The sequence below is a fragment of the Pseudomonas fluorescens genome, assembly GCF_902497745.1.
GTDB lineage: Bacteria > Pseudomonadota > Gammaproteobacteria > Pseudomonadales > Pseudomonadaceae > Aquipseudomonas > Aquipseudomonas fluorescens_BM.
Genome location: NZ_CABVHJ010000008.1, coordinates 16929 through 28673 on the forward strand (window position 1 = coordinate 16929; position 11745 = coordinate 28673).

13 protein-coding genes are annotated in these 11745 nt (G+C 55.7%); 6 read left to right on the forward strand and 7 right to left on the reverse strand.

The genetic code is table 11. The features are described from left to right. The 3 genes from F8N44_RS31730 to miaE all read right to left on the reverse strand — a co-directional run. The coding region (locus F8N44_RS31730; RefSeq protein ID WP_224794766.1) for a DEAD/DEAH box helicase family protein at positions 1-1180 on the reverse strand (1180 nt) is incomplete at its 3' end. Positions 1181-1389: 209 nt separating this feature from the next. After that, entirely contained in the window at positions 1390-1995 is a 606-nt protein-coding gene (locus F8N44_RS14185) for a tRNA-(ms[2]io[6]A)-hydroxylase (RefSeq protein ID WP_150650706.1), read from the reverse strand. After that, positions 1985-2257, reverse strand: a complete 273-nt coding sequence (gene miaE / locus F8N44_RS32200) for a tRNA isopentenyl-2-thiomethyl-A-37 hydroxylase MiaE (RefSeq protein WP_412071514.1) — start codon at positions 2255-2257, stop codon at positions 1985-1987. Before miaE ends, F8N44_RS14185 begins: the two co-directional genes overlap by 11 nt. Positions 2258-2304: 47 nt before the next feature. Here miaE and F8N44_RS14195 point away from each other — a divergent pair, with 47 nt between their 5' ends. Continuing rightward, a complete protein-coding gene (locus F8N44_RS14195; protein ID WP_150650707.1) occupies positions 2305-3168 on the forward strand; it encodes a universal stress protein in 864 nt (287 codons plus the stop codon). An 87-nt stretch (positions 3169-3255) separates the two neighbouring features. Here the strand turns inward: F8N44_RS14195 and F8N44_RS14200 are convergent, their stop codons facing one another. Further along, positions 3256-3726 (reverse strand): DUF1289 domain-containing protein, encoded by a 471-nt coding sequence (locus tag F8N44_RS14200; RefSeq protein WP_026000439.1) that lies wholly within the window; start codon positions 3724-3726, stop codon positions 3256-3258. Positions 3727-4195: 469 nt separating this feature from the next. Between F8N44_RS14200 and acnB the strand changes: the two genes are divergently transcribed. Continuing rightward, positions 4196-6805, forward strand: coding sequence for a bifunctional aconitate hydratase 2/2-methylisocitrate dehydratase (acnB, locus tag F8N44_RS14205; RefSeq protein WP_150650907.1), 2610 nt, complete (start codon positions 4196-4198; stop codon positions 6803-6805). Positions 6806-6980: 175 nt separating this feature from the next. On the opposite strand, the gene F8N44_RS14210 is transcribed toward acnB, so the two are convergent. The 3 genes from F8N44_RS14210 to F8N44_RS14215 form a co-directional block, all read right to left on the reverse strand. After that, on the reverse strand, positions 6981-8261 hold the full coding sequence (locus F8N44_RS14210) for an HAAAP family serine/threonine permease (protein ID WP_150650708.1): 1281 nt from the start codon (positions 8259-8261) through the stop codon (positions 6981-6983). Between the two features lie 254 nt (positions 8262-8515). Next, entirely contained in the window at positions 8516-8686 is a 171-nt protein-coding gene (locus F8N44_RS31320) for a hypothetical protein (protein WP_191630892.1), read from the reverse strand. Between the two features lie 50 nt (positions 8687-8736). Beyond that, complete coding sequence (locus tag F8N44_RS14215) at positions 8737-8931, reverse strand: hypothetical protein (protein ID WP_150650709.1); 195 nt, start codon at positions 8929-8931, stop codon at positions 8737-8739. A 242-nt stretch (positions 8932-9173) separates the two neighbouring features. On the opposite strand from F8N44_RS14215, the gene F8N44_RS14220 reads away from it, so the two are divergent. The 4 genes from F8N44_RS14220 to F8N44_RS14235 all read left to right on the forward strand — a co-directional run bounded on the left by F8N44_RS14220 (position 9174) and on the right by F8N44_RS14235 (position 11575). After that, the gene (locus F8N44_RS14220) at positions 9174-9557 is read left to right on the forward strand and encodes a tautomerase family protein (RefSeq protein WP_150650710.1); all 384 of its coding nucleotides are present in this window, start codon (positions 9174-9176) and stop codon (positions 9555-9557) included. Positions 9558-9777: 220 nt separating this feature from the next. Beyond that, the gene (locus F8N44_RS14225; RefSeq protein ID WP_150650711.1) at positions 9778-10302 is read left to right on the forward strand and encodes a cysteine hydrolase family protein; all 525 of its coding nucleotides are present in this window, start codon (positions 9778-9780) and stop codon (positions 10300-10302) included. Positions 10303-10648: 346 nt separating this feature from the next. Next, a complete protein-coding gene (locus F8N44_RS14230) occupies positions 10649-11131 on the forward strand; it encodes a DUF4822 domain-containing protein (protein ID WP_150650712.1) in 483 nt (160 codons plus the stop codon). Positions 11132-11146: 15 nt separating this feature from the next. Then, positions 11147-11575, forward strand: coding sequence for a hypothetical protein (locus F8N44_RS14235; RefSeq protein ID WP_150650713.1), 429 nt, complete (start codon positions 11147-11149; stop codon positions 11573-11575). Positions 11576-11745: the final 170 nt, after the last annotated feature.

Below are 11745 nucleotides of genomic sequence, written 5' to 3' on the forward strand. Positions count from 1 at the left end.
CTTTGCCGTACATGTTCTCGTCATCCATCGAACAGAGCGCAACGTTACTAGTCTCCGCCTTAACCTTGGCATTGTCGCCATAGATACGAGGTGTGGCAGTCATATACAAACGTTTGCTAGAGCGAATGTAGCTAGCATCATGAATTTTGACGAAGTTGCTTTCATCGCCATCACCAAACGTTGCGCCCGTTGTGCGGTGTGCCTCGTCACAGATCACCAAATCGAACGATTCTAAACCATGCTCTTTCTGGGCGCGGCTAATCACATCAATCGAATGATAGGTAGAAAAAACAACATTCATATGTTGGTCGTCGCACCGCTTACCCATTTCTGAAGCCAATTTCTCAGGCTTCGTGGTAGCCGGATAGCGCAGTTCATGGGTATAGGTTTGCACCACGTCATCATCAGCTTTTCGTTTCTTGCCAACATCACTGTCGGAACACACGGCGAAGCTATGCAGTGGGATCGCACTTTCCTGAGTCCATTCAGTCAGGGTTTGCGATAGCAGCGATAGGCTAGGTACTAGAAACAATACACGCTTACCGCGCCCCGCCAGCTGTTCGGCAATCTTTAGACTCGTAAAAGTCTTGCCTGTACCACAGGCCATAATCAGCTTGCCGCGCTCCGCTGTTTCCAAGCCGATCTCTGTGGCCTTCAAGGCCGTTTTCTGATGCTCACGGAGCTGCTTTTTTTCTTTTAAAACAGGTGCCTGGTTTGGCTGGTATTTGCTCCAGTCTATTTGGCTTTCTTCAAGCGCCTGAAGATCAATCTTATTAATCGTTTGATGCTGGCCAAGCAGTGCATCGTTGGCGTGCTCACTCCATTCATTAGTCGTGGCTACGATAATACGATGAGTGAACGGCTTTTTCCCGGAGGCCGTAAAGAAACTGTCGATATCCTTCCGCTGTACCCTATAGCCCTGAGCGTAAAGCTTGCACTGGATGGCGTGGTACTCACCTGTACCCTGTGTTTTAGCCACCAAATCGATCCCCGTATCTCTCCCGTCCAAGCCTTGGCTTTTCGCCCAATCAGCGTATGTCCAAACCTGTTCGTATAAATCCCGATAGGTGGCCTCATTACGCAGATAGGTGCATATCAGCTCCTCAAAGTAGGTGCCTTTTTCACGTTCGCTGACGGAAGCTGCGCGGTAGGTGTTGAGCAGGTTTGAGAGGGCAGACATGGAATCCCTTAGAAAGGTTTGCGCGTATAGAAGCGGGGAAATGAAGTAGGCGTGAATCTTACATGCTGTACCAGCGCTGCACGATGCCACCGGGGATTGACTACCTGGCTCCAAGCTGGGCTAAAGGGGCGAGTGAGCCTCACTTTAGTTCGATGAAAAAAGCCGTTTACATTTTTTATCCATTGCGTTTTTTCGTTGAGAAACCAAAGTCACTCTGGTGTCGGAACACCACTATGAAATCTGAACTCGCGATCCGGACTTTCGATCAATTCTGCCTCCACCGCCCTAACCTTCTGGATCACTCGATCCACATCCGCCGCCTCACCGTACTCATAGGCAAGCTTCAGATACCCTTGGAAGTGCCGCGCTTCACTTTTAAGCAACCCATAGTAGAACCGCCCCAACTCCTCATCCAAATGAGGCACAAGCGCTTCAAACCGCTCACAGCTACGCGCTTCGATAATAGCTCCGACTACCAACGTATCAACCAGCTTCACCGGTTCATGGCTTCGCACAATAGCTCGCAGTCCTGAGGCATATCGGCTGGCTGAAAGCGGACGCCATTCAATCTTCCGCTTTTTCATCAGCCGTAAAACCTGCTCGTGATGGACAAGCTCCTCACGGGCCAGCCGCGACATCATGATCACCAAATCCGGATACGCACCGTACTTAGCAATCATGCTCAGCGCAGTGCTAGCAGCCTTAAACTCACAATTTTTGTGATCAATCAGCATCACGTCTTGCTGAGCTAAAGCCGCCTCAACCCATGCAACAGGGGTTCGGCACCCAAGGAATTCATGGACTTCAGGCAGCATAGGTGTCTCTCACATTTCGTGGTTGTATTGCCGACTTTTTCTCGCAGTTCTTGTGGTCGATCAGCAAGGTTTCCTGATCGGCCAGTGCGGCCTGAACCCAGGCGTCGGGGGTGCGGCAGCCAAGGAATTCGTGGATTTCGGGAAGGATCATGGGGCTCACGGTAAAGGTGTTCGAGCGAAGGGCGCCGATTATACCGGCCTGTCCGCAGACCACCAGCCGCGCGCGTTGATATGCATCAAGTCGCGGATGATCGAGCAGCAACTATAGTTGTGCAACGCCGTGCCTTTTCTTTGCTGGAGACTCCGCTCATGCAAGCCATTCGCAGCATTCTGGTGGTCATCGAACCCGAACATTCGGAAAGCCTGGCGCTCAAGCGCGCCAAGTTGATCGCTGGCGTGACCCAGGCCCATCTGCACCTGCTGGTGTGCGACAAGAAGCACGATCACGCCGGTATGCTCGGCGTGCTCAAGACCGCACTGCTGGCCGACGGTTACAGCGTGACGACCGAGCAGGCGTGGAACGAGAGCCTGCATGAAACCATCATCGATGTGCAGCAGGCCGAGGGTTGCGGGCTGGTGATCAAGCAGCATTTCCCCGACAGCTCGCTGAAAAAAGCCCTGCTGACCCCGGCCGACTGGAAACTCCTGCGCCACTGCCCTACCCCGGTGCTGCTGGTGAAAACCGCAGGTTCGTGGAAGGACAAGGTGATTCTGGCGGCGGTGGACGTGGGCAATGCCGATGGCGAACACCGGCATCTGCACACGACAATCATTGATCATGGCTACGACATTGCCAGTCTGGCCAAGGCGCATCTGCACGTAATCAGCGCCCATCCGTCGCCGATGCTGTCGGCGGCTGACCCGACGCTGCAACTGAGTGAAACCATCGCGGCGCGCTATCGCGAGCAATGCCGGGCATTTCAGGCTGAATTCGATGTCGATGATGAGCATCTGCACATAGAGGAAGGCCCGGCGGATGTGTTGATCCCGTTCATGGCGCACAAGCTGCAGGCGGCAGTGACCGTTATTGGCACCGTGGCGCGTACCGGGTTGTCAGGGGCGTTGATCGGCAATACTGCAGAAGTCGTCCTGGATTCACTGGAGAGCGATGTGCTGGTGCTCAAACCGCAGGAGGTTGAGGATCATCTGGTGGAGTTGGCGGTGAAACATTAAAGATCAAAAGATCGCAGCCTTCGGCAGCTCCTACAGGTAGAAAGCATTCCCATGTAGGAGCTGCGGCACGCTGCGATCTTTTGACCTTCAGGCGCCGAAGGCGTCTTTCAGAAAGCCCGGGGCGATGTAGCGCTGGTAATGCGCTTCCGACAGCAGGAAAAATTCCCGATCAATGGCATCACGCAACTCCGGCAGGCTCCAGTCGCGAAACTCCGGCAGCAACACCATCCCGTAGGCTTCCAGATTAATGATCACCCGCGCACCACGGGCAATCAGCTGATACGCCCAGCAATATTCCGACTGATGCGGCACGAAGCGGATCTTGCGTTGTTCGAGCTGCTCGCGCAGGCGCGCCGAATCGAAAATCTCGACCTTGGCCGCCATCACTTGTGACAGCAATTGCTCCAGACGCAACCACACCGCGCGTTTTTCTTCCTCGTTGTAACCATTCCAATGGATCACTTCGTGGTGGAAACGCTTGCAGCCACGGCACACCAGATCACCGTAAACAGTGGAGCAGAGGCCGACGCAGGGGGTCTTGATGGTCTGATTGGGCATAAAGTAGGCAGAGGCACTGAAACGCGGAACAGACCGGCATCTTAGCCCTTTGTCGGGCATTGATCACCCCTCAAACATCAGGGTCTCAGCCGTACTGAGTGTTTGCCCCGGCCACGCGCATTGCCACGAAAGTCCAATAGAGCGCGACTTACCTTTAAATTTTTTTTGCCGTAGAATCAGCCAGCCTTTTAAGGCGCCAATGTCCGTTAGAAGCTGTTTTCAAAGCGTCACGAGCACAGTCGTTCCTTCAGAGCGGTGTTGGCGAGGGGTTTTTCCAGCGGGGAAAAATCCAGCGCCAACCCTCATCAGCTCCCCGTTCTGCAGGCGTAAAACTTTGAAAGCAGCTTCTGTAAGGAATTGCCGGTAATTCTGGCCGAACGACCCACAACGTCGTGAGGAGCATGAGTACGGCAATTTCGGGATGAGCGTCCCGGACACCCATTTGGGACCACTGATGAGGGTAATAACTGTGCTTGAAGCCTACCGCAAACATATCGAAGAGCGTGCAGCCCTGGGTATCGTTCCCCAGCCGCTTAACGCCGAACAAACAGCAGGCCTGGTCGAGCTGCTGAAAAACCCTCCGGCTGGCGAAGAAGAATTTCTCGTTGACCTGATCACCAATCGCATTCCACCAGGCGTGGACGAAGCGGCCTATGTCAAAGCCGGCTTCCTGTCTGCACTGGCCAAGGGCGAAGTTTCCTCCCCGCTGCTGGACAAAAAGCGCGCTGTAGAACTGCTCGGCACCATGCAGGGCGGCTACAACATCGTCACTCTGGTTGACCTGCTGGACGACGCCGAGCTGGCGCCAGTCGCTGCCGCGCAACTCAAGCACACCCTGCTGATGTTCGATGCGTTCCACGACGTCGCGGAAAAAGCCAAGAACGGCAACGTTCACGCCAAAGGCGTACTGCAATCCTGGGCTGACGGCGAGTGGTTCAAAAACCGTCCGACCCTGGCCGACAAGATCAGCCTGCGCGTATTCAAAGTCACCGGCGAAACCAACACCGACGACCTCTCCCCTGCTCCTGATGCCTGGTCGCGTCCAGACATCCCGCTGCACGCCCTGGCCATGCTGAAAATGGCCCGTGACGGCATCGTTCCTGATCAGCAGGGCGCTATCGGCCCGATGAAGCAGATCGAAGAAATGCGCGGTCAAGGCTTCCCTATCGCCTACGTCGGTGACGTCGTCGGTACCGGTTCGTCGCGTAAATCGGCCACCAACTCGGTACTGTGGTTCTTCGGCGACGACGTTCCTTACGTGCCGAACAAGCGCGCTGGCGGTTTCTGCTTCGGCAGCAAAATCGCTCCGATCTTCTACAACACCATGGAAGATGCCGGCGCACTGCCAATCGAGTTCGACGTTTCCAACATGAACATGGGCGACGTGATCGACCTGTACCCGCATGCTGGCAAAGTCTGCAAGCACGGTACTGACGAAGTCATCACCACCTTCGAAATGAAGACTCCGGTGCTGTTGGACGAAGTCCGTGCCGGCGGCCGTATCCCGCTGATCATCGGCCGTGGCCTGACCGAGAAGGCTCGCGCCGAACTGGGTCTGCCACCGTTCGACCTGTTCAAAAAGCCGGAAGCTCCAGCTGAAAGCACCAAGGGTTTCACCCTGGCGCAGAAGATGGTCGGCAAGGCTTGCGGTCTGGCAGAAGGCCAAGGCGTTCGTCCTGGCACCTACTGCGAACCGAAGATGACCACCGTAGGTTCTCAGGACACCACCGGTCCAATGACCCGTGACGAACTGAAAGACCTGGCGTGCCTGGGCTTCTCCGCTGATCTGGTGATGCAGTCGTTCTGCCACACCGCGGCGTATCCAAAGCCGATCGACGTGACCACCCACCACACCCTGCCTGACTTCATCATGACCCGCGGCGGCGTTTCCCTGCGTCCGGGCGACGGCATCATCCACTCGTGGCTGAACCGTATGCTGCTGCCGGACACCGTCGGTACCGGTGGTGACTCGCACACCCGTTTCCCGATGGGCATTTCGTTCCCGGCCGGTTCCGGTCTGGTTGCGTTTGCTGCGGCCACCGGCGTTATGCCGCTGGACATGCCGGAATCGATCCTGGTGCGCTTCAAAGGCAAAATGAAACCTGGCATCACCCTGCGCGACCTGGTTCATGCCATTCCTTACTTCGCCATCCAGAACGGTCTGCTGACCGTTGAGAAGAAAGGCAAGAAAAACGCCTTCTCCGGCCGCATCCTGGAAATCGAAGGTCTGGAAGGTCTGACCCTGGAGCAGGCGTTCGAACTGTCCGACGCCTCGGCCGAACGTTCGGCTGCCGGTTGCACCATCAAGCTGTCGAAAGAGTCGATCACCGAGTACCTGAACTCCAACATCACCCTGCTGCGCTGGATGATCGGCGAAGGCTACGGCGATGCTCGTACCCTGGAACGTCGTGCCCAAGCGATGGAAGCCTGGGTTGCCAACCCGGAACTGATGGAAGCCGATGCCGACGCCGAATACGCCGAAGTCATCGAAATCGATCTGGCCGACATCAGCGAGCCGGTACTGTGCGCGCCGAACGACCCGGACGACGCCCGTCTGCTGTCCAGCGTTGCTGGCGAGAAGATCGACGAAGTGTTCATCGGTTCGTGCATGACCAACATCGGTCACTTCCGCGCTGCCGGTAAACTGCTGGATCAGGTCAAGGGTCAGCTGCCAACCCGTCTGTGGCTGTCGCCGCCGACCAAAATGGACGCTCACCAACTGACCGAAGAAGGCTACTACGGCATCTACGGCAAGGCTGGCGCACGCATGGAAATGCCAGGCTGCTCGCTGTGCATGGGTAACCAGGCACGCGTTGAGCCGAACAGCACCGTGGTGTCGACGTCGACCCGTAACTTCCCGAACCGTCTGGGCGACGGCGCGAACGTCTACCTGGCTTCGGCTGAGCTGGCGTCCGTTGCTTCGATCCTGGGTCGCCTGCCGACCGTCGAGGAGTACATGGAATACGCTGGCAAGATCGACAGCATGGCGGCCGATATCTACCGCTACCTGTCCTTCGACCAGATCGCCGAGTTCCGTGAAGCTGCTGCGAACGCCAACATCCCGGTCGTTCAAGCCTAACGTTACAACGCAATGAAAAACGCCGCCCATCGTGAGATGAGCGGCGTTTTTTTATGCCAGCAGAATGACGGTTGCCTGTTCGGGTCTCATCGCTTTTGCGAGCAAGCTCGACGCCCGGACAAAAAAAACCGCTGTGCCCGGGCAGGCACAGCGGTTTTTATCGATTGAATCCGTGTTACATCGCCAGCTTGTAAACCAGTGCCGAAATCGCTACCAGACCTACCGCCGTAACAAACACGTTAGACGCCTGACCACGATAGCGTGCCATCGCTGGCACTTTGCGAATCGCATACATTGGCATCAGGAACAGGATGGCCGCGATTACCGGGCCGCCGACGGTTTCGATCATGCCCAGAATGCTTGGGTTCAGCGTCGCGATGATCCAGCAGATCACCAGCATGAACGCCGCCACGATGCGATCCAGTGCCTTCGCGCTCGGACGCTTGCCGCTCTTCACGATCAAGCCCTTCAAGCCCTCACTGGCGCCGATGTAGTGACCGAGGAACGATTTGGAGATCGCCACGAACGCAATCAGCGGCGCCGCGAATTCAATGGTCGGATTGTTGAAGTGGTTGGCCAGGTACGACAGGATCGACAGATTCTGCTCTTTGGCTTCCGCCAATTGCTCCGGCGACAACGTCAGTACGCAACTGAAGACGAAGAACAGCACCATCAGCACCATCAACGCATGGGCGCGGAACAGGATCTGCGAGCTGCGCTCATCGGCATGCACGCCGTACTGACGCTTCTGATCCACTGCAAACGCGGAAATGATCGGCGAGTGGTTGAACGAGAACACCATCACCGGAATCGCCAGCCACAGCGTGTGCAGCAGCGCCGACGGTGGCGGTACTTGCGAAACGGTGGTCAGGATGCCGCCGTTCCAGTGCGGAATCAGGTACACCGCAAGAAACAGCAACGCGACGATGAACGGGTAAACCATCAGGCTCATCGCCTTGACGATCGCCTGCTCACCGCACCGCACCACCGCCAGCAAGCCGAGAATCAGCACGAACGACAGCAGCGCGCGCGGCGGTGGCGTGATGTGCAGTTGATGTTCGAGGAAACTGGTGACTGTATTGGTCAGGCCGACACTGTAGATCAGCAGGATCGGGAAGATCGCGAAGAAGTACAGCAAGGTGATCAGCGCGCCGGCCTTGATACCGAAATGCTGCTCGACCACTTCCGTGATGTCGGCACCTTCGCGACCGGACAGCACGAAGCGGGTCAGGCCACGGTGCGCGTAGAAGGTCATCGGGAAGGCCAGCAGCGCGAGGACCACCAGCGGCCAGAAGCCACCCAGACCTGCGTTGATCGGCAAAAACAGGGTACCGGCGCCGATGGCCGTCCCAAACAGTCCCAACATCCAGGTGGTGTCCTGGCGATTCCAGCTCGAAAGTTCAGCGGGTGCTGCTGCATCAAAGCGCTCTTCGACGCTATTGGCCTGATCATTCATCCGGTCGGATCTCCGCATTCCGGTCACTTGCCACTCGGTCAGGACGCGTCGGAAAAAACCGACAGACATGCTCCGGCCGAAACAGGGGCGCGATTCTCCGTGATAAATGAGCAGAAGCAAAGACTTAGCTGAGGAATGGTTGTGCGGAGCAGATCAGCGGAGTGTCGTTTTCGGGAAAAACACTGTCGCGGCCAGGTACGTGCAGTGTCGTTTTCTGAAAAGCGTCTGTACCGCGTATTAGCGGCAAAATCTGATCAGATCGTCCGACCCACGAAGAAACCAAGTGACCAGCAAAACATTCCAAAAGCTAACATTGCCCAGATCGGGTACATATCGCGCTTGTTTTTTATGCGTATTCTTTCAACCCACTCATCGTGTTCCCGCTCCATTTCTTCCATTCTGGCTTTGCGATCATAGGTACTCATGTGACTTTCCTTTTTGGGTCATGGATCTGACATTTGTAAAACGCGAACAATCAAAACCTGAAGAAAACGCCTGCTACTGCGGTGATTGCTGTCACCACCCCGGCTACTACTGCAAGCGGATATAAACTCGTCTCTCTGTTAAGCTTTTTTTCTTCCGCCACGAGCTTTTGTCTTTCAGCCACAAGTTTCCTTGATTCATTTTCCAGCCTGTCGAGTTCCAGATTTTCACGATCGTTTTTGTACATTTGCCTTCCTTGGCTGTTGGCGGTGACTACCCTGGCTGCTTTGTACCCTCATAATTTCGCTTTGTTCACCTGTCCGGATAGCGGACGAATCTGTCGAATTCGTAGGCAAAATCCGCGAGTCAGGTAGGCAGCCTCATACAGAGAGCCTTTTAGAAACACCTCGCGATCAAGTACCCGTGCCTTTCAATTTGCCCCACATGATCTAGCGTGAGATGAGTCCCCTTGCCCTGCGGAGCCCTCCCATGCCATTGGTTCGCGTCGACATCAGACAAAACCCCGACCCCACTTTCGCCAAACGCATCGGCGAGCACATCTACGCGGCCCTGCGCAGTTGTATCGATGTGCCCGAGTACGACAACTTCCAGATCCTCACCGAGCACGACCGCCAGCACTTCATCTATGACCCGCAATATCTGGGAATCCAGCGCAGCGATGGCGTGGTGTTCATTCAAATCACCATCAGCGAAGGTCGCTCGATAGAGAAAAAACAGTTGCTGTTCAAAACCATCGCCGAAAGCCTGCATACCCAACTGGCGGTGCGCCTGGAAGACGTCTTCATCAATTTGGTGGAGGTGAAAAAAGAGAACTGGTCATTCGGTAACGGCATCGCGCAATACGTCACTTGAGCGGTTGATTGACAGCCCGGCACAGGTGCCAGCATGATCGGTCACATGAACCTTTGCGCGCTGCAACTCACCCGTACCACCACGACCGCCACCGGCGGGTCGTGGTGTTTCTGTCTGAGGTAAGCCCAGCGCAGCAAACCCAAGGCCCCGCCAGCAATGGACGGGGCCTTGTTGTTTCTCCCGTCCGTGCGGCATCTGCAGCACCCAAGGAGAAAACACCATGCCCGCAGCATTGCTGATCATCGATATGCAGGTCGGTCTGTTCCACGGACCGGAAAAGCCATACCAGGGCGAACGGGTTCTCGCCAACATCCAGCGCCTGGTCGCTCAGGCCCGCACAAATCAAGTGCCGATCTTCGCCGTGCGCCACACTGGCCCGGACGGCTCACCGATTGCCGCTGGTAGTCCTTTCTGGCAATTACTGCCAGCGCTTGAGCTGGACGCCGAAATCGACACCCTCTTCGACAAATTCCGACCCAATGCTTTCCATGGCACTGAACTTGCACGGCAACTCCAGGCCGCACAGGTAGAAGAGCTCTATGTGGTCGGCATGAAAAGCCAGTTCTGCATCGACAGCACCTGTCGCAGCGCTGCCGATCTGGGCTTCAGAACATTGCTGGTCGCTGACGCCCACACTTGCATGGACACTGCTGTGCTATCCGCCGAAGCGATCATCAAACATCACAACGTCACCCTCGGTGCCGCCTTCGCACGATTGGTCGACAGCGATGAAGTGACGTTCTGAGGAAGTCCTCCCTGAAATTGACGCAACCTGACTTGCTGCGGTTGCGTCAACCAGACATTTGTTACGGGATCTCTTGTCCTACAGCATTGTGTAATCAACTACGGAGGCCAGCGACATTAACTACAGGAAACGCCAACAAACAAGTCAATTAGCCACCAACCTTTCAGAATATTCCTACAACTTAAACAGCCAGAAAAACTCGCAACAAAACATTGCTTAAAATCGAATACCAGCCATTTGTTACAAGCAACTACCCAGCCATTGAACAATATTCCGTAGCAGGTCTATATTTTTATCGCCCTGAATTCAACGACTGACAATTAAAGTGCAATCAAGAGGACACAACATGCAAAAGTACATGATGACCGGCCTGTTGTTGGCCGCGTTGCTCGCCCCGCTCACCAGCGCCAATGCCGACGTCCGCGAGCTGGCCTCCTCGCCGCGATGGTTGACGACCAAGGTCTATGTCGACGGCGCCCCTGAAACCGACGTCAAGGCCAGGTACCCCGGCGTTGTCGGTATATCGACGTGGGATCCCGAGCGCAATCGATATGAGTTCTTTTACACCGATACAGGCGAGTCAAAATACAACAATGGTGGTGGCGGTTATTTCTTTGTCACCGGCGATCAGCAACAGCACATTCTTGTGCCCGATATCGGCACGACCAAAACAGTTGTCAGGCGTCTGGAAACATTGAACAAACATGAGTTCACTTATTCTCGGGAAGTACCCCGCGACATGGTCGACAACAACCCTCTCGTACGCATTCATGTCGTTCATGCGCCCTATACCGGAACGATAGAAACCAAGTCCGCCATCAAACAATAAAACCAGGAGTTCGATATGCAAAAGTCACTTAAAACCCTGCTGATGTCGACGTTGCTGGCCTCTTCGGTGTATTGCGCCGGGGTCAGCGCACAAGCTGCCACCCAGCCCGCAAAAAATGCCGTCGCCACCGCCGACAACGCGATGATGCTGACCGTGTTTCTGAAACATGATCAAACCCGACCGTTAAGTGAACTCAAGGCCCAGCTCGCGCAACAGGGATTCCATAAAACCTTTCCCCCGGCCGGAGTCGAGGTGGTGAGCTGGAACATCATGATGGGTATCGGCCAGGTCGTGACCGTGCGCTTTCCTGTCTCGCGTCTGGCGGAAGTGAACCTTGCGCTGGAAAACACCGCATGGGGCAGTTACCGCACCGAGTTCTATCCGACCTACGATATCAAGCCGATCGCGATGGCTGAGCAAGCCAAAGCCCAAGCGGCCCAATGATGCCGACAGCACACCGGATCACCGGTGTGCTGCCACCCCTTGCTTCTTGCCCGAAGCCGTCCAGAATCAAAGCACCACTGCGCCAATGACAACGATTGCCAAGTCGCTGCGGATTCAGCACTCTGAAACGACTATCGCGACCTACCCGCCGACGTTCACAGGAGCCGCGC